At 63.1% G+C, this 24778-nt stretch carries 19 protein-coding genes; 10 read left to right on the forward strand and 9 right to left on the reverse strand.

Going from position 1 to position 24778, the window contains the following annotated elements:
• The first annotated feature begins 28 nt into the window (after positions 1-28).
• Positions 29-913 (forward strand): universal stress protein, encoded by an 885-nt coding sequence (locus J3E61_RS22620; RefSeq protein ID WP_210085046.1) that lies wholly within the window; start codon positions 29-31, stop codon positions 911-913.
• A 3-nt stretch (positions 914-916) separates the two neighbouring features.
• Here the strand turns inward: J3E61_RS22620 and J3E61_RS22625 are convergent, their stop codons facing one another.
• Genes J3E61_RS22625 through J3E61_RS22635 form a run of 3 tightly spaced genes read right to left on the reverse strand, consistent with a single transcriptional unit; the run spans position 917 to position 3540 of the window.
• The gene (locus J3E61_RS22625) at positions 917-1567 is read right to left on the reverse strand and encodes a response regulator transcription factor (RefSeq protein WP_210085663.1); all 651 of its coding nucleotides are present in this window, start codon (positions 1565-1567) and stop codon (positions 917-919) included.
• A 44-nt stretch (positions 1568-1611) separates the two neighbouring features.
• Complete coding sequence (locus tag J3E61_RS22630) at positions 1612-2478, reverse strand: universal stress protein (RefSeq protein ID WP_210085047.1); 867 nt, start codon at positions 2476-2478, stop codon at positions 1612-1614.
• Between the two features lie 60 nt (positions 2479-2538).
• Positions 2539-3540 (reverse strand): NAD(P)H nitroreductase, encoded by a 1002-nt coding sequence (locus J3E61_RS22635; RefSeq protein ID WP_210085048.1) that lies wholly within the window; start codon positions 3538-3540, stop codon positions 2539-2541.
• 126 nt (positions 3541-3666) lie between these two features.
• Here J3E61_RS22635 and J3E61_RS22640 point away from each other — a divergent pair, with 126 nt between their 5' ends.
• The 4 genes from J3E61_RS22640 to J3E61_RS22655 all read left to right on the forward strand — a co-directional run bounded on the left by J3E61_RS22640 (position 3667) and on the right by J3E61_RS22655 (position 8034).
• Positions 3667-5166: an AAA family ATPase gene (locus tag J3E61_RS22640; RefSeq protein WP_210085049.1), complete on the forward strand. Its 1500-nt coding sequence runs from the start codon at positions 3667-3669 to the stop codon at positions 5164-5166.
• A complete protein-coding gene (locus J3E61_RS22645; RefSeq protein WP_210085050.1) occupies positions 5148-6101 on the forward strand; it encodes a universal stress protein in 954 nt (317 codons plus the stop codon). Before J3E61_RS22640 ends, J3E61_RS22645 begins: the two co-directional genes overlap by 19 nt.
• Positions 6102-6152: 51 nt before the next feature.
• Entirely contained in the window at positions 6153-7517 is a 1365-nt protein-coding gene (locus J3E61_RS22650; RefSeq protein WP_210085051.1) for a wax ester/triacylglycerol synthase family O-acyltransferase, read from the forward strand.
• Positions 7518-7785: 268 nt separating this feature from the next.
• Positions 7786-8034: an SHOCT domain-containing protein gene (locus J3E61_RS22655; protein ID WP_210085052.1), complete on the forward strand. Its 249-nt coding sequence runs from the start codon at positions 7786-7788 to the stop codon at positions 8032-8034.
• A 19-nt stretch (positions 8035-8053) separates the two neighbouring features.
• On the opposite strand, the gene trxA is transcribed toward J3E61_RS22655, so the two are convergent.
• Positions 8054-8431, reverse strand: a complete 378-nt coding sequence (gene trxA, locus J3E61_RS22660) for a thioredoxin (protein WP_210085053.1) — start codon at positions 8429-8431, stop codon at positions 8054-8056.
• Between the two features lie 36 nt (positions 8432-8467).
• A complete protein-coding gene (locus J3E61_RS22665; protein WP_210085054.1) occupies positions 8468-9847 on the reverse strand; it encodes an MBL fold metallo-hydrolase in 1380 nt (459 codons plus the stop codon).
• Positions 9848-10136: 289 nt separating this feature from the next.
• Here J3E61_RS22665 and J3E61_RS22670 point away from each other — a divergent pair, with 289 nt between their 5' ends.
• Positions 10137-11009: a sulfite exporter TauE/SafE family protein gene (locus J3E61_RS22670; protein WP_210085055.1), complete on the forward strand. Its 873-nt coding sequence runs from the start codon at positions 10137-10139 to the stop codon at positions 11007-11009.
• A gap of 55 nt (positions 11010-11064) precedes the next feature.
• Positions 11065-11334 carry a metal-sensitive transcriptional regulator gene (locus J3E61_RS22675; RefSeq protein ID WP_210085056.1) on the forward strand — a complete coding sequence of 90 codons (270 nt, stop codon included), beginning with the start codon at positions 11065-11067 and terminating at the stop codon, positions 11332-11334.
• 238 nt (positions 11335-11572) lie between these two features.
• Here the strand turns inward: J3E61_RS22675 and J3E61_RS22680 are convergent, their stop codons facing one another.
• The gene (locus tag J3E61_RS22680; protein WP_210085057.1) at positions 11573-11824 is read right to left on the reverse strand and encodes a hypothetical protein; all 252 of its coding nucleotides are present in this window, start codon (positions 11822-11824) and stop codon (positions 11573-11575) included.
• Between the two features lie 182 nt (positions 11825-12006).
• Here J3E61_RS22680 and J3E61_RS22685 point away from each other — a divergent pair, with 182 nt between their 5' ends.
• Complete coding sequence (locus J3E61_RS22685; RefSeq protein ID WP_210085058.1) at positions 12007-12411, forward strand: nitroreductase; 405 nt, start codon at positions 12007-12009, stop codon at positions 12409-12411.
• Between the two features lie 50 nt (positions 12412-12461).
• On the opposite strand, the gene J3E61_RS22690 is transcribed toward J3E61_RS22685, so the two are convergent.
• The 3 genes from J3E61_RS22690 to ppsA all read right to left on the reverse strand — a co-directional run bounded on the left by J3E61_RS22690 (position 12462) and on the right by ppsA (position 19678).
• Positions 12462-14786 carry a heavy metal translocating P-type ATPase gene (locus J3E61_RS22690; protein WP_210085059.1) on the reverse strand — a complete coding sequence of 775 codons (2325 nt, stop codon included), beginning with the start codon at positions 14784-14786 and terminating at the stop codon, positions 12462-12464.
• A gap of 8 nt (positions 14787-14794) precedes the next feature.
• Positions 14795-17332 carry a magnesium-translocating P-type ATPase gene (gene mgtA / locus J3E61_RS22695; RefSeq protein WP_210085664.1) on the reverse strand — a complete coding sequence of 846 codons (2538 nt, stop codon included), beginning with the start codon at positions 17330-17332 and terminating at the stop codon, positions 14795-14797.
• 75 nt (positions 17333-17407) lie between these two features.
• Positions 17408-19678 carry a phosphoenolpyruvate synthase gene (ppsA, locus tag J3E61_RS22700; protein WP_210085060.1) on the reverse strand — a complete coding sequence of 757 codons (2271 nt, stop codon included), beginning with the start codon at positions 19676-19678 and terminating at the stop codon, positions 17408-17410.
• A 157-nt stretch (positions 19679-19835) separates the two neighbouring features.
• On the opposite strand from ppsA, the gene J3E61_RS22705 reads away from it, so the two are divergent.
• Together J3E61_RS22705 and otsB are read left to right on the forward strand one after the other, a co-directional pair.
• Entirely contained in the window at positions 19836-20825 is a 990-nt protein-coding gene (locus J3E61_RS22705; protein ID WP_210085061.1) for a 1-phosphofructokinase family hexose kinase, read from the forward strand.
• On the forward strand, positions 20822-24778 hold the full coding sequence (gene otsB / locus J3E61_RS22710; RefSeq protein ID WP_210085062.1) for a trehalose-phosphatase: 3957 nt from the start codon (positions 20822-20824) through the stop codon (positions 24776-24778). Before J3E61_RS22705 ends, otsB begins: the two co-directional genes overlap by 4 nt.

A 24778-nucleotide genomic window follows, 5' to 3' on the forward strand; every position in this document is an offset into this window, starting at 1 on the left:
ACTGGCCGCACAAAGTCAGGAGATACCCATGCCCACAACCAATCACGGCATCGTCGTCGGGGTTGACGGCTCGCCAGCCTCAAGGGTCGCCGTCGACTGGGCTGCCCGAGAAGCGTCGTTGCGCAACCTTCCGCTGACACTCGTCCATGTCATTCCATGGAGCACGTTGGGGACCTGGCCCGGGTTGCCGATGCCGGGTGATCTCGAAGCCCAGGTTCAAAAGCACGGCCGCGAGGTCCTGAACAATGCGGTCCGAACCGTCGAAGACGCGACCAAGAGATCCGCTTCGATACAGGTCGAAACGGAGGTGGTCACTGCCGCCGTGGTGCCCACCCTTCGCGACCGGTCCAAAGGGGCCGCGATGATTGTCGTCGGCTGCCGCGGTCTTGGCGCAATCGGCCGGCGACTGCTCGGTTCGGTCAGTTCGAATCTCATACTTCATGCCCACTGCCCGGTAGCCGTCATCCACGACGAAGATCCGCTGATGCCAACGCCTGCGGTGGCACCCGTCGTGGTGGGGATAGACGGTTCACCGGCCTCCGAGTCGGCGACCGCACTAGCCTTCGATGAGGCATCGCGCCGCGGTGTTGAACTGGTCGCTGTCCACGCGTGGAGCGACTTCGCAGTTTCCGAGTTGCCTGGCATCGAATGGTCAGACGTGGAAAAGCAGGCCGAAGAGACGCTGGCCGAGCGCCTGGCCGGATACCAGGAGCGCTATCCCGACGTCACAGTGCGTCGTGTGGTGGTTCTCGATCGACCCGCGCACCAGCTGCTCGAGCAATCGGAGTCTGCACAACTGACGGTCGTTGGCAGCCACGGTCGCGGTGGATTCGCTGGGATGTTGCTCGGGTCGGTCAGTTCGGCAGTGGCCGAGTCGGCGCGGATGCCGGTGATCGTTACCCGTCCGTCCTGACGCTTACTGCTCAGGCGGACGGTGCGATTGGTCCAACTTGGAAATGAACACGGCCGCCTGTGTGCGGCGCTCCATTCCGAGCTTCGCCAAGAGGCGCGATACGTAGTTCTTCACGGTCTTCTCGGCCAGGAACATCCTGGCGGCTATCTGCTTGTTGGTCAGGCCCTCGCCGAGCAGATCCAGCAGAACGCGCTCCTGGTCACTGAGCCCCGACAACGGATCGGAATGCTCAGCTGCCCCGCGAAGCTTGGCCATCAGCGCGGCTGCCGCCCTGTTGTCGAGCAGCGATCGGCCGGCGCCGACGTCCTTGATGGCCTGCGCAAGCTCCATGCCTTTGATGTCCTTGACGACGTAACCGCTGGCCCCCGCCAGAATCGCGTCGAGCATCGCCTCGTCGGACGTAAATGAGGTCAGCATCAGGCACCGCAAATCCGGCAACCGCGACAAGAGATCCCGGCATAGTTCGATGCCGTTCCCATCCGGCAACCTGACGTCGAGGACTGCAACGTCAGGCCGAAGCGCAGGAATCCGCGCCAGCGCCTGGGCAACCGACCCGGCCTCACCTACGACCTCGAGTTCAGGGTCCACGCTGAGGAGATCGATAAGCCCGCGCCGCACTACCTCGTGGTCGTCGACGAGAAAGACTTTGACCACTCGAAGGCCCTTCGTCGGAGTTGCCGAGACGGTGGATGTACTGCTCACAATACGTTCTGTGGTTCGCAGATCAACACGGAACATTCGGCGTTTTGCAGCGCTGCCAGGCCTGGCGGCCCCACCAGCGTGGCAACTCCCTCTCGCCGTTCATGCCCAACGACGAGGAGCTGAATGGAGCTCGCGTTCTTGGCGAGGAAATTCAGGGTGTTGCCATTGACCGCGGCTGTATGCATGTCGACATCTGGATAGCGCTTCTTCCACTGCGCGAGGCGACGGTCGAGTTGCGCCCGCGCAAGACGATTGCCGTCAGCCACAGCGTTACCGTCATGAATATCGGTGTAGCGCGATTGCCATGCGGTCAAGACCCGCAGGGGGACGTTTCGGAGTCGTGCCTCCTCCAGCGCGCGCCGCAGCACACCGTCGCTGCCGGTTGTCGCGTCAACCTCGGCGACCACCCACTGGTGTTGTGTGCGAATTGGATCATGTCCGCGCACGATCGCCACGGGACAATGGGTGGAGGATGCAACCGCAGCCGCGGTCGACCCGATCCTGCCTTGCGAGCAATGTTTCAGTCCCATCGCGCCCACGCACAGCAGCGCCGCCGATCGTGCGGCCGTGAGCAGTGCCCGCGTCGGCGGTTCCTGCAGGATCTCGACCTCGATCTTGACGGGCTTGTCGGTTGCTTCAACCTCTGTGAACGCATGTCGGACGGCCACTTCGGCCCTGGCAAGGTCCCGTGCCGCGTCGCGTGGATCAGTGTCTGTGCACGTGGGATCGATGGCGTAGATCAGCCGCAACGGGATGTCCCTGCTGACTGCTTCGTCGACGGCCCAAAGGGCCGCATCGATTGCTGATCGCGAGCCGTCGATACCGACTACGACGGCCGGTGAGAGTGAGCTGTGGTCTTGCATGGTTCTGACGGTATCGACGTCGCCGAAACCCGCAGAGAGGCAAAAGTCCCTGTTGTGTTGTCATTGGTCCCGGGCGCGAACCTCGAACACCTCATCCACCGGGCGCCGCGGCGTCGGGGGAGGTACGTCCTCGATCGACGGGGCCCGACCGATGCGGATCAGCACCTGAGGGGTGACGTCCTGACTGCTGTGGCCGATCAACTCCGCGACGATTTGTCGACTCGCAGGAAGCTCGGTGATATGAGTCAGCGTGCACGTGGCGAGCCCGGCCATGGTCGCGTCGAGGAGTACGGCGGAAAGCAATTCACCACAACGAAGCACACTGTGTGGCGTGTCGTCGTATGTCGACAGCACCACGACCTTGGCGTGGTCTTCATCGACTTCCGGTCTGCGCTCGCGGTGGTGGGTTACCGGGAACACCCTTCCGACGTCGACGCGGTCGCTCTCGGCAGCCGATACCAGCGAGCTCTCCGGAATTCCTGCGGATAACTCGAAAGGCGCTGTCCACCATTCGAGTTCAGCGTGATACGAGGAATCGTACAGCCGAAGCGATTCAGTCAACTGTGACGCTTCGGCGAGTTCTGCGCGAAATTCGTCCGGGACGGTGTCCATGCGAACACGATCCGAGCGAACGGTATCGCGAAGTGTCGACTGCAACGAGTCCCAGTCTGGCGGCGCGGCGAACGGAAGTCGGTCGGTGCGTCGCTGCAGGATCGCAGCCGCACGTTGGCGATGCCCGTCGGTCACAAGTGTCATGGGTGTGAATTCGGTTGACGCGATGTGACCATGGTTGTTGGGGTTGGGAAACCGGTCGACATTGGCGGTATAGCCCACGCTGGCCATAGCTACTCGGAAGTGATCGAGCACAGCGCCGCAGGCCATCAACGCCTCCCGGCCCGAGGTGTCCGTGGCGCGAACGACCCGGCCCGCATCGGCGAAGAGGTGGAGCGTAGTGCCGTCTAGCACCCAATGCCACGGCTGGCTGTTGTGCAATGACGGCGCACGGCACGCCAGTCGCACGGCATCTGAGATGACCCCGGTGTCAACCATCGTCGTAGACATCGTGACCTCCCTCTCTGTCATCTCCCACTCTCGGCGTCTCGAGCGTCGTGCAACGAGGGTCAATGGTCCCGAAGGCGGGGTCTTAGGACCCTTGGGGGTGATCATCGAGGTCAGGAAGCTTGTGGCATGCCTGCGACGTCATCGGCTTCGAGCGCCCTGGCGGAACCGCGCACGGGCTCGGGAGACCTCAACGCTCAAGTGCGGGAAACCCATACGGGAATCGTGTTCCTTGTCGGCGAAAAGGCTTACAAGGCAAAGAAGCCACTTCGCAACGACTTCCTCGACTTCAGCACGCCGGACTTGCGTGAGCGGGCATGTGCGAATGAGGTGGCGCTCAATCGGCGCCTGGCACCCGACAGCTACCTGGGAGTCGCACACTTCGGCGGTCTGGAAAGTGATCAGGATGAGCCAGTCATCGTCATGCGCCGCTATCCGGATGCGGCCCGGCTCACCACGCTGGTCAAAAACAACGAGCCCGTTCATCATCACCTTTGCGCTATTGCGGAAGTGATCGCACGCTTCCATGCAAGGGCGGACCGTGGGTCTGCGGTCGACGCCGAAGGCACAAACCAGGCCATCTTGGCCCGCTGGCAGCAGAATTTCGTTGAACTGCAGCGATACTCGAACTCGATCATCCCAGCGCGGTCAATCGCTGAAGCGTCAAAGTTGGCGAGTCAGTTCATTTCCGGCCGCGCTCCACTGTTCGCTCACCGCATCGCCGGTCACCGAATCGTCGACGGACACGCCGATCTGTTGGCGGACGACATCTTCTGCATGCCGGACGGCCCGGCGCTGCTCGACTGCCTTGAGTTCGACGAGCGCCTGCGCCATGTCGACGGCATTGACGATGCGGCCTTCCTTGCCATGGATTTGGAGTTCCTGGGCCGGAAAGACCTTGGCGACTATTTCCTGGACGAATACGCGCGGCGCGCAGATGATTCCGCGCCGAAGGCGCTACGCGATTTCTACGTTGCGTATCGCGCGTTGGTGCGAGCGAAAGTGGACTGCATCCGCGTCGATCAAGGTCATCCGGAAGCACGCGATGACGCGTGCCGACATGTCGACATCGCGTTGCAACACCTGAGGGCCGGCGCCGTACGACTCATCCTCATCGGTGGTGGTCCCGGTACCGGCAAGACGACACTGTCGCGAGCGCTGGCACAACAAGTCGGTGCAGAGGTGATCTCAACCGACGATGTCCGTCGAGAGCTGGAACAACAAGGCGTTATCAGGGGAACGGTAGGCGAACTCAATACGGGTTTGTATACCCCCGAGAACGTTTCGCGGGTCTACGAGGAAGTGCTACGGCGCGCGCGCCCATTACTCGCATACGGGCGATCGGTAATCCTCGACGGGACCTGGGGCGATCCGCTTCAGCGTGAACGAGCGCGTCAGCTTGCGGCCGAAACAGCCACGACCACAACTGAATTCATGTGTGAGGTGCGAGACGCCACGGCCTCTGAGCGGATCCAGCGGCGCACGGGATCAACGTCAGACGCTACACCGGCGATAGCGGTGGCGCTGACACAGCGCAATGGTGAGTCGTTCGGTCATCGAATCGATACCAGCCGGCCACTGGCCGACTCGGTCGAGGAGGCGCAGAAGCTATGTTGCCCCGCGACTTAGGAAACGGCAGTCGAACCGCTGAGTCGACGAACCCCGTTGTCGTCGGCGTTGACGGCAGCCGCACCGCTCTCTCAGCGGTGCGATGGGCGGCAGCGGTCGCCATGAGGCTGGAGGCACCACTGTCGATCGTGCATGCCAGGCCCTCGTTCGGGCACAACCTATCCGATGCCGCCGCCGATCTTAAGGCGATAGAGATGGAGGTGGAGCGCGAGTCTGCCACCGCGATACTTCACTCTGCCAGGCAGGCTGCCGAATCTGAGTTTGCCGATCTCCGCGTCACTGCAACTGACATCGATCGCCCCGCCGACGAGGCATTGACGGAACTGAGCCAAGTCGCGCGCCTCGTCGTTCTCGGCAGTGACGAGGTGCTGCTCGGTACGGCAATGTTGATTGGGTCGACGACCACTGCGGTCGCTACACATTCGACGTGCCCGGTAGTCGCCTTTCGTGGCGAGGCGACGACCCCGACGATGCAGCCCATCCTGGTCGGCATCGACCACGACCATCACAGCCAGGTTGCGCTCACGGCCGCTTTCGAGTTGGCGCATCGACTCGGCGTCGGCGTGATTGCTGTTCACACTTGGTTGAGACGTCGGCCTGCAGGTGAGGTCAGGCTGCCGTTCATGATCGATTGGGAAGAACTAGAACACGCTGAACGCCTGCATCTTTCGGAAATGCTGGCCCCCTTGTTCGGCCTCTACCCTGATGTATCGGTAACGGAAGTGGTGGATCTCGACAAGCCCAGCCGGGCACTCCTACGCCGCGCCAGGGACGCGCAATTGGTTGTGGTCGGCAGCCGGGGTAGGGGCTTACTGGCCAGCGCCTTCTTGGGATCCACCGGGTTGAACCTGCTACACCACTCCGCGATTCCGGTCATGATTTGTCGCTCGGCGCACTCAGGCACCAACTACGAAAAGGAATATCGTGATGAATGAATGGACCACCGCTTTCGGCATCGCCGGCTCGACGCAGGGTGACGCACGATCGTGAGCGAGCAACTTTCCACGCTGGATGCTGGATTCCTCGAGGCAGAGGATTCTGATCGCCACGTGAGCCTTGCGGTAGGCGGGATTTCGATCATTGAAGGGCCGCTGCCCGACCACGACTCACTGGTGGCCGGTATCGCCGAGAGAGTGCTCAAAATTCCGCGGTTCAGCCAAGTGCTTCGCACGCACCTTCTCGATCTAGGACCACCGCAATGGGTAGACGATCCGCATCTCGATGTAGCGCACCACATCCATCGAGGTGCGCTACCGCACCCAGGCGATGACGCGGCGTTATACAGATTCGCGGCGGATGTCATGGAGCGGCGGCTGGATCGTGAACGGCCCCTTTGGGAATGCTGGATAATCGAGGGGCTGGCCGACGGCCGCTGGGCGATGCTGATGAAGATCCACCACTGCATCGCTGACGGCATTGCGACGATGCACATGATCTCGGGACTCAGTGACGACGGTGAGGGCGAGACGTTCGCCACGGAGATCCGCGCCGCGAACGAGCCGTCTGGCAAAGCGATCTCGCTGCCGTCGGTCAGCCTGAACCCGCTGAATTGGGCGAGTGGAATGTGGCGTCTGGCCAGCGACGCGACCAGTGCAGCCGCTCTCGTGGTCGGGGGAGCCTTAGAGCTTGCAACGGGATTGGTCCGTCCGGCCGCATCGTCGTCTCTGGCGGGACCCGTGACCACCATGCGCCGCTACAGCGCAGCGCGCGTCAGTCTCGCTGATGTGACGGAGATTCGACACAAATTCGATGTCACTCTCAATGATGTGGCGTTGGCCGCGATCACCGACAGCTATCGGGCGGCGTTGCTGCGCAGAGGCGAGCGTCCCAGCCGTAATTCCCTTCGCACCTTGGTCCCGGTATCGATGCGCACCAATGACGCGGCCGATGCCCCCGACAACCGGGTGTCGATCATGCTGCCCTTCCTTCCCGTCGAGAAGGAAGACCCAGCTGAGCAACTCCAGGCGGTGCACCGCCGACTGACCAGGACCAAGGCCAGCGGTCAGCGCCAGGCCGGGGGCGTTTTCGTCGCGGCGGTGAACCTCATACCCTTCCCGCTGACGGCTTGGGCGGTCCGCGCGTTGACCAGCTTACCGCAGCGCGGTGTCGTGGCTCTGGCGACCAACGTGCCGGGCCCGAAGCACCGGTTGCGGGTCATGGGCCGGGAAGTCGTGCGCGTCTTGCCAATTCCGCCTATCGCGCTTCAGTTACGGACGGGCATCGCGATTGTCAGCTATGCCGATGAGCTCGTGTTCGGTATCACCGCCGACTATGACGCGGCACCCGATGTGGACGAGCTGGCTCGGGGCATCGAACACGGGGTCGCGCGGCTTCGAGCATTGACGACATAAGGGAGCGACACATGAAGGCGAATGTCGGCGACTGGCTGGTGATGAATGGCGTCACTTCTGGCCAGCCGACGCAGCTTGGCACGGCGGCGGCCGGCCAGTCTTACGGGTTGGCCTTCGAGCCCGAAACTATGTGGTCAGGCGGCGTTTTGGGCAGGGCCGTTAGTCCTTCGGTCGGATGCCGGTAGTCCCTCTCACAGAGCCTTTCGGCTCTGTTGGCGATGGCGCTGTTGCGACGACGATGGACTGATCGCGAGCGAACGGAGTGATCATGATGTTCTGGTATGACCACGACATGGGCTGGTGGGGCTATGCCGGAATGGGCATTGGAATGGTGCTGTTCTGGGCGCTGGCGATCGCCGGCATCGTTGCACTGGTGATGTATGTGACCGGAGGCCGACAAAATCACCTGTCTGAGTCTGCAGAGCAGATACTGGCGGCACGGTTCGCTCGAGGTGAGATCAGCGAAACCGAATACCGGGATCGCGTGGCCACGCTGCATAATCCTGCGCGGCAGTGAGGCGACGTCCGCCTTCGTGTTATGTCGAAGTCGGCACAACCTTGTGCGCAGCAATCTTGGCGCGCACGTGATCCATGTCGAGAGACTTCACCTTGTCGATCAGGTCCTTTAGCATCGCCGGCGGCATCGCACCGGGCTGGCTGTAGACCAGCACGCCATCGCGGAACGCCATGATCGTCGGAATCGATTGAATGCCAAGGATTGCCGCCAGCTCCTGCTCGGCTTGGGTGTCGACCTTGGCATGGACGATGTCCGGGTGCGACTTTGCGGAGTGGTCGAAGACAGGGGAGAAGGCGCGGCACGGACCGCACCACGACGCCCAGAAGTCGACCAGCACGATCGAACTCTCCACGATCGTCGATTCAAAGTTCGCTCTGGTCAGATTGATGGTAGACATGGAGTATTCCTTTCAAATAGGTTGTGGCACCGGCAGTTAGGCGAGCGCGTGCTCGGTTAGCCAGGCGTTGTACCCGCCGGCCAGGTCCCACACGTCGTCAAAGCCCTGTGCGCGCAGGAGGGACACAGCGACGCTGGAACGCCAGCCGCCGGCGCAGTGCACGACGATGGGCCTATCCGTCGGCAGCATGTCTAGACGGTTTCGCAGCTGCGCCAGTGGGATGTTGACCGAGCCGGGAATACGGCCCTGTTCAACCTCGCCAGGATTGCGGATGTCGACGAGAACGACGGCGTCCTCGGCGAGCAGCCCATCGAGCTCAGCGGGGGTCACACGTGTTGACGCCTGCACAATGTCGGACAGTTCGGCGGGGAACTCGCCGCCACAATCCACGTTCAGATAGCCGACGGCATTGTCCGAGCCGACGCGCGCAAGCCTCAGCGCGGCGTCCTGTTCCTCGCCCGGGTAGGTGATCAGGGCGATCTTCTCGCCGATATCGGCGACCATGCCGCCCGTCTCGGCGAAACGCCCGTCGAATCCCACGTTGACCGACCCGCGCAGATGCCCTGCGGCGAAGTCGTCGACGCTACGCGCGTCCATCACGCGCACACCGTCGCTCAGTGCCAGCCGCACCTGCGCCGGACTCAATGCCGGGATCGCGCGTGATTGTTCGAGCAGAGGATGGACGCGCTTGTTCATGGCGGCGTCGACGGAGAAGTAGGTGGGCGCCGCAGGCTGGCCGTGCGTGAGCAGTTCGACGAACTCGTCTTCGCTCATCGGCTGCACCGACGGATTCGTGCCGCGCTGTTCGCCGATGGTGGAGGTCAATTCGCTCGAAAGGTTCTTGCCGCAGGACGATCCCGCGCCATGGGCGGGCATGACGGTGACATCGTCGGGTAGCTTCAGCAGCTTGTCGTGGATCGTGTGGTACATCGCGCGGGCGAGGTCGCTGGTCGAACTGTCTCCAATGTTGACTAGGTCGGGTCGGCCGACGTCGCCGATGAACATGGAATCGCCCGTCAGAACCGCGGTGGGCTCGCCGCCGGGGTGCTCGCGCACCAGCACGCTGATCGACTCCCAGGTGTGTCCGGGAGTGGACAGGATCTCGAGGTCGACCTGGCCAAGGGAAATGTGCTCGCCGTCGGCCAGTCGGCGGATGGGGTAGTCGGTCTCGGCAGCCTCGCCGAATCCGATCCATGCACCAGTCGCCTCGACCAGCTCCAAATGCCCGGACACGAAGTCAGCGTGGAAATGGGTGTTGATCACGCCTTCGATCGTCAGCCCGTATCTGGTTGCGTCGGCGAGGTACTCGTCGATATCGCGGCGGGGGTCTACGACGATTGCGCGGCCCGTCGCCTCATCGCCGATCAGGTAGGACGCGTGCGATAGGCACTCGATGTAGTACTGCTCGAGGATCATCGGTCTTCCTTCTCCTAGCTCTGGGGCCACGTTCGGCGTAGATACCCCTCTGGGTATATTCAAGTACCCCATGGGGTATATGTATTCCCTACTTGTTTATACCCCCATGGGTATGTATAACTGATGCTACGGCATACCCCACCGGGTATCAACAGGGGAAGGGCAGCCATGCACAGACCGACCACGATTAACTCGGCAGACCTGCGGATTCTGCTGTGCCACCTGTGATCTCCAGGCGGTCGTGGCGCAGTTCGTCGACTCGAGTGAAATGAAGGCGAGCTGATCTGCGATGGTGCTGTTGGCGATCGGATTGGCGGTTCTGGTCGGCGTCTCCCTCGGCCTCCTTGGCGGAGGTGGCTCGATTCTTACTGTCCCGCTGCTGGCGTATGTCGCTGGCTTGGACGCCAAACATGCGATCGCTACGTCGTTGCTCGTGGTCGGCGTCACCAGTGCGGTCGGAGCGGTCTCGCACGCCAGGGTAGGGCGTGTCCAGTGGCGGACCGGCCTGGTGTTCGGTTCGGCGGGTATGGCCGGGGCTTATGCCGGTGGTCTGACGTCGCGACTCATCCCGGGCACTGTGCTGTTGGTCGGTTTCGCTCTGATCATGATTGCGGCCGCGGTGGCAATGCTGCGCGGTCGCAAGGATGTCAGGACCGATCCGCCTCGATCGTTACCCCTGTTCAAGGTTTTGGCGCAGGGAGTGGCCGTCGGACTTGTGACCGGATTGGTCGGCGCGGGCGGCGGCTTCCTGGTGGTGCCGGCGCTCGCACTGCTTGGCGGACTGCCGATGCCCGTCGCGGTCGGCACTGCGTTGGTGGTGATCTCGATGAATTCTTTCGCAGGTCTGGCAGGGCATCTGTCCAGTGCGCAAATCGACTGGCGACTTGCCGGTGCTGTCACCGCCGCGGCCCTCATCGGCACACTGGTCGGTGCACGGCTAACGGCCTTGGTAAACCCTGCCACCCTGCGCAAGGCGTTCGGCTGGTTTGTACTCGTGATGGCGTCGGTCATCCTCGCAGAAGAAGTTCACCCGGTTCTCGGCGTCGCGGCTGCCGGCGTCACTGTAGTGGCCGCAGGCATCACGTTTGCGTGCACGCGATACGCGCATTGTCCGTTGCGCCGTATCACCAGCCGACACACCGTTGCCGCTGCGACTGGTTAGGAGAGGAATACCCCCGCGGGTACCATTGTTCCGGGGCTTGGAAAGGAGTCGACCCATGGTTGGTGATGAAGACGCCATCGTGGCAGTGCTGAATCGACTGCGCCGCGCTCGAGGACAACTCGATGGAGTGATCTCGATGATCGAACAGGGCCGCGACTGCAAGGACGTCGTCACCCAGCTCGCCGCGGTCTCCCGTGCGCTGGACCGTGCCGGGTTCAAGATTGTCGCGACGGGATTGCGGGAATGCGTGACTGGCGATGCAGCCAACGGCAATAAGCCCATGACCGAAGCCGAGTTGGAGAAGCTGTTCCTCGCGCTCGCCTGAGACGAGCTGGGATGGGTAACGCCGTTCGCGAACGTCCTGCGGCAGCGCTTTTCTTGATGCAGATACTCCCGGAAATCGAGGGCCGCGTACGCGATATTGCATTCCCCCGGCCCCATGCCGATGCAGGGGTTGGGCGCTGTCGCCCAATCGAATGTCGCGCGGGTTCTTTCGTAGTCAACGAGATTCGGTGCCACGCACCAAACGTCGGCCGTCTTGTGGATCACCGTCATGGGGGCTCCTAGTTGTTCGGCGACAGGGTTCCGTTGCGCAGCGCGGGCCCGACGTTCGCCATGATCCGTTCCAGCAGGGCGTTGTACGCAGATCCGTCGTTCATGAGTTCAATTGGCCCGTGGTGGAGCAGAAAGGCGTCGACACGCCTGTCGATCGGCCAGTCGGAGTAGATCTGTTCGGTGAACTCCGAGCGGAGAAATCTCCACGCGACGATCTCGAGTTCCGCCCGGTCCAGCTCCTGACGGTAGGTCGGCGGCATGGTCGCCCCTTTCGGTCAACTGCGATGCCCTCATCGTTTTCCAGCTGGAGCGCAGTCGATAGAGACGAAAGTCACCTACCCGACCGGCGGTCGTCCCGAGAAGGACGCAGCTGCCGTAGGGCCCTTGCTTTGTGGTCGCCTGGCCCTGCCTGAGTACCTCCCCTCGCGAGCAGGATCAAGAGATGACCAATGACACGCTGGCGCCGGTTGGGGACGCCGTGCGCTCGTTCAACAAGCACGTACTCAACCCCGCGACGTTGCATTTCGCCGGACGCAAGCACTTCTACGCGGGGAGGGTTCGGCACACTGGGCGCCGATCTGGAAAGGCTTATGACACCCCGGCCGTCATCGACCGAGTGACAGATGGATTCATCCTGCCGCTGCCATACGGCACACGGGTCGATTGGTTACGCAACGTGCTCGCCGCGGGCGAGGCGACGGTGACGGTGGACGGAGAGTCCTTCGATGTCGTCGAACCCGAAATCATCGATGCGGCAGCCGCACTGCCCCAGCTGTCGAACTGGCGCCGCCGCGCCTTTGCCCGATTCCGTATTGACGAATTTCTCAAAGTTAAGTTGGCGCAGTGACCTTGGACTCGCGGCGGACGGCTGGAGATGGTAAGTGCCGATGCCTGGCACTATTTCGGTCCGCTGCTCGACGGCTGATCATCGGTAAGGGTGAAGTAGTTCTCCTCCTCTTGTAAGAAGTGCAGCCGCAGTAGCGCATAGAGCCCGTACAGGCATGCGAGCAGATCTTCGACCTGGTCCTGCTGTAATCCGTTGCTGGCCTTCGCAAGGGCGATGTGAGTGGCGATCCGATCCGACAGTCGCTGGATCTCCGCGTGGGTGCGGCTCATCGTTGCCGTCGCTTCACCGCTGCCGAGCGGGCGGGCCAACGCAGGATAGAGCTGCGTTTCCTCGGCCCGTTCGTGGGGCAGGATCTGATCGGTCAGAAATGTGTTCGCACGTGTCAATGCCTCCAGTGCCACAGGGTCGGCGCCCGCGACCAGACGATCAGCGGCATCACGCAGCAGTGCGATCGTGTCGCGCAGTTCATCGTGTTCGGATGCGAAACGCCGCAACAAGTCTTCGGTTTCGGCGGGCAGATCGATCTCGACGTCTGGATTGCCCTTCAGTGCACGCAACGCGTTGAGAATCACGGCGACGTCTATACCCTCCTGTAGTAATGCGCCTGCGGCAGGTGGCAGCCAGCCCAGCGCCGCGATCACCATCGCGATCAACGACAACACCATGCCCACTGCGGCGCTCTGCACGGCAATGCGTCGCGACCACCGTGCGATGTCGATGGCGTCAGCGAGACGGTCCAAACGATCCGTGGTCAATACGATGTCGGCGGCCTCTGACGACGCCGTCGTGCCGCGCGCACCCATCGCGACGCCAACCGTTGCTGCGGCCAGTGCGGGCGCGTCGTTGACGCCGTCACCGACCATCACAGTGGTCGCGCGATCCCGTTCACCTCGCACCGCCGCCACCTTGTCGGCCGGGCTCTGCTGGGCGTACACCTCGTCCAGACCGAGCACGGCGGCCACTTCGCGCGCAGGCTCGGCTCGATCGCCGGTCAGCATCACCAGGCGGTTCAGCCCTGCCGTTCGCAATCGGCGGATGGTGCGAGGAGCGTGACGGCGCAATGGGTCTCGCAGCAATACTGCACCAATCGGCTCGTCATCAACGACTACCCATGCGATCGCGGCCGAATCAAGGCTCGCTCGGTTCATCGCAGCACGGGCCCATTCGGCGTCGATCTGGGGGGCGACGAACTTGCCGACTCGCACCCGGTGATCGTCGATCGAGGCGATAACGCCCCGGCCGGCTTCCTCGCTGACGTCTGTCGGCAGGGATAACCGCAGTTTTCGCGTGAGTGCCTCGGTCACAATCGCTTCCGCCAGCACATGCGGTGACATCTGATCGACTGATGCGGCGATCCGGAGAATCTCGGTTTCGTCATGCCCTGGCGCGGACAGGATTTCGACCACGGCGGGGCGTCCCATTGTTAGTGTGCCGGTCTTGTCCATCACGAGAGTCGTTGCGTGACCTAGGTTCTCCAAGGCGCCACCGCTGCGGATCACTACGCCTTGACGCGACGCACGTGACAACCCGGAAACGATTGCCACGGGTGCAGCCAGCAGCAGTGGACAGGGAGTTGCCACGACGAGCACTGCGACGGCCCGCACCGGGGAACCACTCGCCAGCCAGGCGACTCCGGCGATGAGAAGCGCCAACGGTAGGAACCATGCGGCAAAGCGGTCCGCCAGTCGGACGATCGGGGCGCTTTCTGCGCCTGCTTGCTCGGCCAGGCGGACGATGTCGGCATATGTGCTGTCTTCCGCGGTCGCGGTAGCGCGGAGCTCAAAAGCGTTGCCTGCGTTGACCACACCGCTGCGGACCGGCTCCCCGGTGGCGCGCTCCACCTGCAGGGGTTCGCCAGTGAGCACCGATTCGTCCAACACTGCAAGAGAGTCAGTGATGCGCCCGTCGACGGGCACCACCTCGCCAGGGCCGACGACCAAGAGATCGTTCACGACGACCTCGTCGAGCGGTATGACGCTCACGTCTGAGCCGACGCGCCGGCGTGCGAACTGGGGTGCGTGCTCGAGCAACGCGCGCAGATCGTGAGTGGCGCGGCGCTCGGCGGCAGCTTCGAGTGCACGCCCACCGGCGAGCATCACGGCGATCAACGCGCCGGCGACGCACTCGCCGACGAGCAGAGTCCCAACGAGAGACAGGACCGCGATCAGGTCCACGCCAGCCCGGCCGCGCCGCAGTGCCGCGAACACCCACAGCACGGCGGGCACCAGCGCAACCAACGTGCCGGCTATCCAGCACCAGTCGGCCAACCCGTACCGCCCGGCGAGCCATGCGATCCCACCCGAGGCCAGCGCAGCGACGGTAACCGCGACCAGCGCAGGCTCCGCCATCGATCGCCAGTGAACTTGATCAGGCATTTCACTCCTTAAAGCGATGGCAGTCGTCCAGGATGGCTGAACCGAGCCGCGCGGCGATGGACGCGATGTGCGTGTCCTCGGGTGCGATGCGGCTGACCTGCCACTCGCATGGGTTCGGCGTAGAACGCAGTCTTGGTGACTTCGACCAGCACCAGGTAGGCAATCGTGAGTCCCGCCAGTGCAGCGAAGAACTGCCACGGCAGCGGAGTGAAACCGAGCCGATGGGACAGCGGTGACACCGTCAGCGCGATACCGACCGCGACAACGCCGAAGGTGGCGATCGTCAGCGTGCCACCCGGTCTGCTCCGAAGGAACGGCACCCGTCGCGTTCGGATCGCGAAGATGATCAGCGTCTGGGTGGCAAGCGATTCCACGAACCACCCGGTACGGAATTCCACCGGACCTGCGTGCAGCACGCCGAGCATCAGACCGAAAGTGAGAAAGTCGAATAACGAGCTGATCGGGCCAAAGGTCAGCATGAAGCGTCGAATGAACGCGATGTTCCAATGGGAGGGGGCGTGGAGCTGTTCGTCGTCGACGCGGTCGGTTGGAATCGACAGCTGGGAGCTGTCATACAACAGGTTGTTCAGCAGGATCTGGCTGGGCAGCATCGGCAGGAAGGTGAGAACCGCTGACGCCGCAGCCGCGCTGAACATGTTGCCGAAATTGCTTGAAGTGCCCATCAATACGTACTTGATGGTGTTGGCGAAGATGCGTCGGCCTTCGGCAACGCCCGTCGCAAGCACGCCCAGATCCTTCTCGAGCAGCACGACGTCGGCGGCATCTTTCGCCACATCTGTCGCGGTGTCGACCGAGATTCCGACGTCTGCCGAATGCAGTGCCAGTGCATCGTTTACCCCGTCGCCGAGAAAGCCGACTGATCGGCCGGTCCGGCGCAGAGAGGAGATCAACCGCGCCTTCTGCTCAGGCGAGATCCGTGCGAAGATCGTGCGATCACGTGCCGCGGCGTCTAGTTCCGCGTCGTCCATTCGCTCCAGCTCAGCGCCGGTCAACGTTCCTTTCGTAACCAAACCTAAGTCATTGCAGACCTTTTCGGCGACCGTCGGGTTGTCCCCAGTGGCGACCTTGACCTCGATACCCAGGGCGGCAAGCTGGGTAAGCGAATCGCGTGCTGCCTTCTTCGGGTTGTCAGCGAACACCAGGAAGCCGTCGAGTGTCAGCCCACATTCATCGCTGGCCGTGAGGTCCGTCAGACCGGGCGCCAGCCGGCTGGCCACGGCGACGACCCGCCTGCCGTCGGCGAATAATGTTGCAAGCGTGCCCCGGGCACCGCTAGTCAGCCCGGTGCAGCGGGCCATCACTTGCTCGGGTGCGCCCTTGACAATCAGTGATCTAGCGCCGGACTGGTCAACGAGAACGGAGGTGGCCCTGCGGGTGTGGTCGAACGGCAACATCGCGACGCGGGTAACGCCCTCGATACCTCCTCGACCCTCCCACAGTGCCGCGTCCATCTCATTGGCGCTCATCCCGCCCATCGCCGGGTCAACGTCGCTTGCCAGCAGGCCGCATCGGAGCACCGACTCCGAGTGGTGACCGGCAGCATCGATCGCATCGATCAGCTTGATGTGTCCCTCAGTCAAAGTGCCGGTTTTGTCGGTGATCAGGATGTCGATGTCGCCGAGATCTTCGATGCACACGAGCCGCTTCACCAGCACCTTGAGCTGCGCGAGCCGACGTGAGCCCGCGGCCAGGCTGGCGCTCACGACCGCAGGAAGAAGCTGAGGGGTGATGCCAACGGCGATGGCAAGGCCGAACAACGCCGAATCGATGACGGGCCTTCGCAACAGCAGGTTGATGGCGATGATGACGACTGTCAGGGTGAGGGCCACGCGCAGCAGCAGATACGAGAAGCGGCGAAGCCCGGTCTGAAACTCGGTCTCCGGTTGGCGCTCACCCAATCCCGCCGCGATGCGGCCGAACTCGGCGTTGGCACCGGTCGCGTACACGACAGCGGTCGCCTCGCCGGCGCTGACCACGGTGCCCATGAATGCCAGACTGCTTGCGTCGGCAAGAGCGACGTCATCCGACGCCGAGTCGGACGATTTCTCGGTCGCGGTGGACTCACCGGTCAGGATGCTTTCGTTGCACTCGAGGCCATTGACGTCGATCAAACGGACGTCGGCGGGTATCAGCTGGCCCAGCTCGAGCTCGATGACATCGCCTGGCACCAGCGTGTTGACGTCGACTTTGGTCAACTGCCCGTCGCGGCGCACCAGCGCGTTGTGGTGAACACACGAGTGAAGAGCCGCCGTTGCGCGCTCGGCGCGGTACTCGTTGACAAAACTCAGTCCGACGCTGACCGACAAGATGAGGCAGATGATGACGGCCTGCGTGTTATCGCCAAGGAAGAACGACAACACCGCGGTCACCGCCAGTAGGCCGAGCACCGCGTTGTTGAGTTGGCGCAGTAACACGGCAGCAGCGCTGACTCTATGGGTACGAACGGAATTCGGACCGACGTGCGCTAACCGGGCCCCGGCCTCGGCAGTCGAAAGCCCCTCCGCCGAGGTGTCGAGCCAGTCCATCACATCGGCAAGAGGGGCGACTGCTAGGTGCCGTGGGTCCAGTGGCTTGTCGTCGAGGACCGTTGTCACAGCGATCTACCGTGCTGATTCCAGCAGCACGCGGCGTTCGGCGGCGGCGATGGTGCGCCGGGCGGCCCCGAGGGCATCAGGGTTCACCGAGACCGACGTGATGCCCATCCGGACCAGATGTTCGGCGAACGCCGGCTTGGTCGACGGTGCCTGACCGCACAGCGAGGAGGTGATGCCGAATTTCCGCGCGGTGCTGATGATCTGGCCGATAGCGTCGAGCACGGCGGGATCGGACTCGTCGAACAGCTCGGCGCAGATGTCGGAATCGCGATCGACGCCGAGCACCAGTTGCGTCAGATCGTTGCTACCGATGGAGACGCCGTCGATACCCATACCGATGTACTCCGGCAGCCAATGCACCACCGATGGCACCTCGGCCATCACCCAGCGATGCAGTCCGCGTTGGCGACCCAGCGGGCTCGCGTCGATCAACGACAGACATTCCTCGAGTTCCCATCGGGTCCGCACAAACGGGATCATCACGTGCACGTTCGGTGATTGTTCGCGCACCCGGGCCAGGGCTTGCAGTTCGAGGGCGAACAAGTCGGGTTCTTTGATGTATCGATAGCAGCCGCGGTAGCCGATCATCGGGTTGTGTTCGACAGGCTCGTATGCCGCGCCACCTACCAAACCGCGAAACTCGTTGGTGCGGAAGTCTGTTGCGCGGTAGATGACCGGACGGGGAGCGAACGCCGCGCCGATGCGGCCGACGGACGCCACCATTCCGTCAACGAGCTTGCTCTGCTCACCGTGGGCGATCAAGTCACGAGGATGACGTCCGCCGAGTGCTTCGGTCAGCATGAATTCTGCACGCAACAGGCCGACCCCGTCAGGTCCCAGGGCCGCGACGGTTTCCGCGGTGTCTGCCATGGCCAGGTTCACGTAGACCTTGGTGCCTGTCACTTCGGTCTGCGGTTCGGTTGGTGCCTGGCGTTCTGTGGCAGCCACCGTGGGCGTGGATTCAACGATGCCAGCAAGAACGCGTCCATGGGTACCGTCGACCGTCGCGGTGATGCCATCATGCAGATCTTCAGTCGCGGTCCGCGTGCCGACGACGCACGGGACGCCCAACTCGCGGGCGACGATTGCCGCATGACAGGTCATGCCGCCGGTGTTGGTCACCAACGCGGCCGCGCGGCGGATGGTGGGCAGCCAATCCGGGTTCGTCATCTGAGCGACGAGGATCTCACCCTCCAACAACCGGTTTCCCTCGTCGGGGCTCTGCAGCACGCGGACCTTGCCCGACGCCGTGCCCGGCGCCGCGGCGAGTCCGCGCGCCAGTACCGCATGCTTGTCGGACGACGGAGCGGTGGTATGGCGCAGGGTCGTGATCGGCCTCGCCTGAACCAAATACGTGTTGCCTTCCGAGATCGCCCACTCCGTATCCTGCGGGCAGCCGTTGTGCTGCTCTGTCGCGACCGCGAGTTCGGCGATGCGTCGGATTTCGTCGTCATCGAGCACCCGCGCATCGGCCTGAACGTCGTCGAGGTCGACAGGCTGGTCGTGTCCATCGGCGCCACGGACGATCTTGAACGCCTTGTGCCCCAACCGAACATCGAGTACTTCCAGGGTTTCCTTCGAAACGATGTAGGTGTCGGGCTCGACCTCTCCGGACACCACGACCTCGCCGAGGCCGAATGCGCCTTCGATGACTACCCGGTCCCGCGCGCCGTTGCTCGGGTCGGCGGTGAACGCGACGCCGGCCTTCTCGGAGTTGACCATCAGCTGGATGACGACTGCCATCGCGGGGTCGGCGGTGAAGTCTCGACTGGCGCGATAGGTGATGACCCGCGGGCTGAACAGCGACATCCAGCACCGAAGCACCGCGTCGAGCAGCCCGTCATCGCCGCTGACGTTCGTGATGGTGGCGTTCATGCCGGCGAAAGACGCATCACGGCCGTCCTCACCGGTCGCCGAGGACCGTACGGCCACAACAGCGTCGGACCCGAGGGCGTGATACGCGGTGAGGATGAGTTCGCGAACGGTATCGGTGACGCCGGCTTTGTGCACCAGACCCTGCATCCTCTCGCACAGCTCGGTGAGACGTGTGGTGTCTGCGACGGTGTCACGGGCCTCCCGGTGAAGTGCGCTCAGCTCAGCGTCGACCCCGCCCGCTCGCATCGAATCGCGGTAGCAGTCCCGCAGCAGAACGAAGCCGGGCGGGACGGGCAGCTTGGCCGCGACCATTTCGCCCATGTTCGCGCCCTTGCCGCCAGCTTCTTCGGCATCGGTGATGCGCAGCGTAGAGATGTCACGGATGTAGGTGTCACTTTGCATGAGTCCAGCCTTTTGCACGCTGCTCGGGCGGCGTAGCGTCCGAGGACCACAGCCGACCCGCTGAAGGTCACGAATGCCCAGGGCACTAAGTCCCTACCTGGCGAGATGGGACTTCGGTCCCTACCGCTGAACGCCTGCGCGTAGTCGGATCAACGTCATGAGTCCGACGAGCCCGGCAACGATCGTCACCTTGACGATGAACCCTGCGCTCGACATCAGCACCAATGCCGATGTGGTACGCCCGACTGACAAGATCCGATGCGGGACTGCTCGCTACGACGCTGGTGGCGGCGGCATCAATGTGGCGAAGACCGGCCATGTATTGGGGGAGCCGGTGACGGCGGTCTACCCCGCGGGCGGGCCGACCGGTGACGTGCTGACGCAACTTCTCATCGACGGCGGGGTGCCGATTCGCCCCGTCAAGATTGCTGCTCCGACACGGGAGAGCTTCACTGTCAACGAGACCAGCACCGGCGTGCAATACCGGTTTGTGCTTCCAGGACCGAATCTCGCGTTCGATGAACAACAGCAATGCCTCGGCGAGCTTCGACGCGCCGCGGCCTCAGCCAGATTCGTGGTAGCAAGCGGCAGTCTACCGCCGGGTGCGCCGGCGAACTTCTACCAGCAAGTGGCGCTGATCTGCCGCGATCTCGGCGTGCGCCTGATCTTGGATACCTCTGGCGGCGGTCTGAAGCACATCACTTCTGGGGTGTTTCTGCTCAAGGCCAGCGTGCGCGAACTGCGCGAATGTGCCGGGCGCGAACTCGTCACCGAATCCGAACAGTTGGACGCCGCCCACGAAATCATCGACTGCGGACAAGCGCAGGTTGTTGTGGTGTCGCTCGGATCCGCCGGAGCACTGCTTGCCGCCTCACAGGGGAGCCTGCGGTTTCCTGCCATCCCAATGCGCGCGCTCAGCGGTGTGGGCGCCGGCGACGCGATGGTCGCAGCCATCGCGGTTGGCTTGAGCCGAGATTGGGCACTGAGCAAGGCGATACGGTACGGCATCGCCGTCGGTGCCGCGATGCTGATGACACCCGGCACGCAGCCGTGCACGCGGGCCGATGCGGAACGCCTTTTCGAGGTTGCCGAAGCGCCTGTCGAGGTCGCCGGTGACCGCGTCGTCGAGGAAGCATTGGTCCGATGAGCACGTCGGTCACGATTGACCCGCGCTTACATGATGCCGTCATCTTCGACCTCGATGGTGTGGTCACCGACACCGCGTCGATACATGCCGCGGCATGGGCCACTATGTTCAACGATTTTCTCGAGCAGCGGCCGGCGCGCGATGGTGAGATCCACTCGCCGGTTACTGACGAGGACTACCGGCATTTCGTAGACGGCAAACCGCGGTATGACGGAGTGGCGGACTTCCTTGCGTCGCGGGGGATTTCGCTCCCACTGGGCGATCCGTTCGACAGTGCCCAGGACACGGTGTGTGGCCTGGGCAACCGCAAGCAGCAGCTATTTCTCGAGCGGATCGATGCCGGCGTGCCTGTGTTCGAGTCGACTGCCGCGCTGGTACGCAAACTGACCGACGCCGGGGTTGCCACCGCCGTTTATTCCGCGAGCCGCAACTGCGAGCAGATCCTCAAGGCGGCAGGACTGGCAGATCTTTTCGCCGTGCGCGTCGACGGTGTGGTCGCCGACACTCTTGGGCTGCCCGGCAAACCGGACCCCGCCAGCCTGCTCGAAGCCACCAGCAGGCTGGGCGCGGTTCCGGGACGCACAGTTGTCGTCGAGGATGCCGAGGCCGGGGTCGAGGCCGGACGCAATGGAGGATTCACATTGGTGATCGGCGTGGATCGCACCGGACACCCGGACGCACTTCTGCGCTGCGGAGCCGACGCCGTGGTTGCCGACCTCGCCGATGTAGCGGTACGGACCGGTGACATACGCGCATCGCACCTGCCGAACGCACTTGACTCGTATGGCCAGCTGATTGGCGTAGTGGCGGGCCGGGAGCCGTTCGTATGCCTGGATTTCGACGGCACTCTGTCCGAGATCGTCTCGGATCCAGACGTCGCCACGCTGGTTCCTGGCGCCGCGAAGGCCCTGGAAAACCTCGCCGCGCATTGCCCCGTGGCGATACTCAGCGGACGCGATTTGGCGGACATCCGCGATCGGGTCGGCCTGCCCGGCTTGTGGTACGCCGGCAGCCATGGATTCGAACTCGTGGGGCCGGACGGCAGTCATCACCACAACGACGCTGCATCCGCGGCGGTGCCCGTCCTCGAAAGGGCGGCAACAGAACTGCGCGATGAACTTAGGGACGTACCGGGAGTACGCGTCGAGCACAAGCGCTATGCCGTTGCGGTGCACTATCGCAACGCTGCTCCTGAGAATGCTGGCGGGGTCATCGCCGCGACCCATCGACATGGCCACGCTCACGGCCTGCGCGTGACCGGCGGCCGGAAGGTCGTTGAGTTGCGTCCAAATATCGACTGGGACAAAGGCACAGCGCTGCAGTGGATCCGTGACAAGGTCCAGCAGAAGGGCCGTTCGCTGCCGATCTACGTTGGCGATGATCTCACCGACGAAGACGCCTTCGACGCAATTCGATTCAACGGTCTCGGAATCGTCGTGCGCCACGACGAGGATGGTGACCGTCCTACCGCGGCGCAATTCTGTGTCAACAATCCGACCGAGGTATGTGAGTTCTTGCGCCGGGGTGGCAATTGGCTCGCATATCAGCGGCAAACCTCGGACGAGGCTTGGACTTTCACGTTCGAGGACTATGATCCGCGCGCGGAAAAGCTTCGGGAGGCGCTGTGCACGCTTGGCAACGGATACTTCGCCACGCGTGGTGCAGCGCCGGAGAAGGCAGCGGGTCAGGTCCATTACCCGGCAACATATGCCGCCGGTGTCTACAACAGGCTCGATGACATCATCGACGGGAAGAAGACAGGACACGAGAGTCTGGTCAATCTTCCCAACTGGCTTCCGCTGACGTTCCGCATCGACGGCGGTGACTGGTTCGACGTCGACTCCGTCGCGTTGCTGTACTACCGCCAGACGCTGGACCTACGTGGGGCGGTGCTCACTCGTGAGTTGCGCTTCTGTGACGACGCCGGTCGGACCACCTCGGTCGTCCAGCACCGATTCGTGGCGATGGACCAGGCGCACATCGCCGCGCTCGAAACGACAATCGTCGCTGAAGACTGGTCGGGAACGATCGAAGTCCGCTCGACAATCGACGGTAATGTGCGAAATTCGGGCGTGGAACGCTACCGAGAATTGGCCAGCACGCACTGGGGATCCGTCACTACTCGCGTGCTTTCGGAGAACTCGGTGCTGCTGACGGCCGAGACGACGCAGTCACGAATCCCCGTTGCGGTGGCAGCACGAACGACTTTGTGGCACAACGACGTGGAACTAGGCGCGACATACCGTCTCGTTGACGACGAATTGGAAATCGGCCATGAAATCCTCACCGAGCTGACGGCAGGGGAATCGCTGTCGGTAGAGAAGATCATCGCTGTGGTAACGGGTCGCGACGTGGCAACATCGGAGCCCGCTGCCGGCGCCGAGCGAAGGCTCAGCCGACAGGGTCGGTTCGCCGAAATACGTGATGCGCACAAGCTCGAGTGGTCTCACTTGTGGGAGCGGCTGTCGATCGAGTTCGACGACCACGCCGACGAATTGCGGATCTTGCGGCTGCACCTGCTTCACCTGTTGCAGACCGTCTCGTATAACAGCGAGGACCTCGACGTCGGTGTGCCCGCGCGGGGACTGCACGGTGAGGCGTATCGCGGCCATATCTTCTGGGATGAGCTGTTCATCTTCCCGGTGCTCAATCTTCGTCTGCCCACTGTCACCCGGGCATTGCTGCGGTACCGGTACCGCAGGCTGGTCGAGGCGAAAGGAGCGGCCAAGCTGGCTGGCTACGCGGGCGCGATGTTCCCCTGGCAATCCGGAACTGACGGACGGGAGGAAAGCCCGGAGCTGCATTTGAATCCACGCTCGGGTCGGTGGAATCCAGACCCCAGCAACCGCGCGCATCACATCGGGATCGCCGTCGCCTACAACGTGTGGCAGTTCTATCAGGTCACGGGGGACCTCGCGTACCTGATCGATTACGGCACTGAGATGCTCGCGGAGATCGCACGGTTCTGGGTCAGCAGGGCGACGTACGACCGGGCGCGGGACCGTTACTGCATCAACGGCGTCATTGGGCCTGACGAGTTCCACTCGGGTTATCCCGACAGGCCCTATGAAGGCGTCGACAACAACGCGTACACGAACGTGATGGCGGTGTGGGTCATCCTGCGTGCGATGGAGGCCTTTGCACTCATGCCGCTGCCGAATCGGCTCGATCTGCGCGAAAGGTTGGGCTTGACCGACGAGGAGTTGGCGCAGTGGGATCACGTCAGCCGCCGGATGTTTGTGCCGTTCCACGACGGTGTCATCAGTCAGTTCGAGGGTTACAGCCGACTGGCCGAACTCGATTGGGATACCTACCGAAAGCGGTACGGCAACATCCAGCGCCTTGACCGCATCCTCGAAGCCGAACACGACGACGTCAACCGATACAAGGCATCCAAGCAAGCCGACGTGTTGATGCTGCTGTACTTGCTTTCGTCGGACGAATTGCGCGAGTTGCTCGAGCGCCTCGATTACCGGTTCGGGACAGAGCAGATTCCAAAGATGGTCGATTACTACCTGGCCCGAACATCTCACGGATCGACGCTGAGCGGCGTCGTTCACACGTGGGTTCTGGCGCGCTCGAATCGTGATCGAGCGCTTGACTTCTTCCAGCAGGTACTCAAGTCCGACGTCGCCGACATCCAAGGCGGGACGACCTCCGAGGGCATCCATCTTGCCGCCATGGCCGGCAGCGTCGACCTCGTGCAGCGGTGCTTCACCGGTCTTGAAACCCGAGGCGATCGCTTAGTTCTGTCTCCACATTGGCCGGAAGCGCTTGGTGCTTTGGGCTTTCCGATTCACTATCGAGGTCACCATGTACACGTCCGGGTCAGTGGTAAGGGTGCCGAGGTCAGCGTCGACCCTCGTGATCTTCCACCCGTGATGATCGAATGCCGCGGCCGCGTAGAGCAACTCGCACCAGGCCGCACGATCCGGTTCACCGACGCCCAGTAG

It is taken from the genome of Mycobacterium sp. OAE908 (assembly GCF_017872775.1).
Lineage (GTDB): Bacteria > Actinomycetota > Actinomycetes > Mycobacteriales > Mycobacteriaceae > Mycobacterium.

Bases quoted from the DNA above. Each gene is read 5' to 3' on its own strand.
- J3E61_RS22620 (WP_210085046.1), top strand. From the start codon at position 29: ATGCCCACAACCAATCACGGCATCGTCGTCGGGGTTGACGGCTCGCCA.
- J3E61_RS22630 (WP_210085047.1), bottom strand. From the start codon at position 2,478: ATGCAAGACCACAGCTCACTCTCACCGGCCGTCGTAGTCGGTATCGAC.
- J3E61_RS22635 (WP_210085048.1), bottom strand. From the start codon at position 3,540: ATGTCTACGACGATGGTTGACACCGGGGTCATCTCAGATGCCGTGCGA.
- J3E61_RS22640 (WP_210085049.1), top strand. From the start codon at position 3,667: ATGCCTGCGACGTCATCGGCTTCGAGCGCCCTGGCGGAACCGCGCACG.
- J3E61_RS22645 (WP_210085050.1), top strand. From the start codon at position 5,148: ATGTTGCCCCGCGACTTAGGAAACGGCAGTCGAACCGCTGAGTCGACG.
- J3E61_RS22655 (WP_210085052.1), top strand. From the start codon at position 7,786: ATGATGTTCTGGTATGACCACGACATGGGCTGGTGGGGCTATGCCGGA.
- trxA (WP_210085053.1), bottom strand. From the start codon at position 8,431: ATGTCTACCATCAATCTGACCAGAGCGAACTTTGAATCGACGATCGTG.
- J3E61_RS22665 (WP_210085054.1), bottom strand. From the start codon at position 9,847: ATGATCCTCGAGCAGTACTACATCGAGTGCCTATCGCACGCGTCCTAC.
- J3E61_RS22670 (WP_210085055.1), top strand. From the start codon at position 10,137: ATGGTGCTGTTGGCGATCGGATTGGCGGTTCTGGTCGGCGTCTCCCTC.
- J3E61_RS22675 (WP_210085056.1), top strand. From the start codon at position 11,065: ATGGTTGGTGATGAAGACGCCATCGTGGCAGTGCTGAATCGACTGCGC.
- J3E61_RS22680 (WP_210085057.1), bottom strand. From the start codon at position 11,824: ATGCCGCCGACCTACCGTCAGGAGCTGGACCGGGCGGAACTCGAGATC.
- J3E61_RS22685 (WP_210085058.1), top strand. From the start codon at position 12,007: ATGACCAATGACACGCTGGCGCCGGTTGGGGACGCCGTGCGCTCGTTC.
- J3E61_RS22690 (WP_210085059.1), bottom strand. From the start codon at position 14,786: ATGCCTGATCAAGTTCACTGGCGATCGATGGCGGAGCCTGCGCTGGTC.
- mgtA (WP_210085664.1), bottom strand. From the start codon at position 17,332: ATGGACTGGCTCGACACCTCGGCGGAGGGGCTTTCGACTGCCGAGGCC.
- ppsA (WP_210085060.1), bottom strand. From the start codon at position 19,678: ATGCAAAGTGACACCTACATCCGTGACATCTCTACGCTGCGCATCACC.
- J3E61_RS22705 (WP_210085061.1), top strand. From the start codon at position 19,836: ATGAGTCCGACGAGCCCGGCAACGATCGTCACCTTGACGATGAACCCT.
- otsB (WP_210085062.1), top strand. From the start codon at position 20,822: ATGAGCACGTCGGTCACGATTGACCCGCGCTTACATGATGCCGTCATC.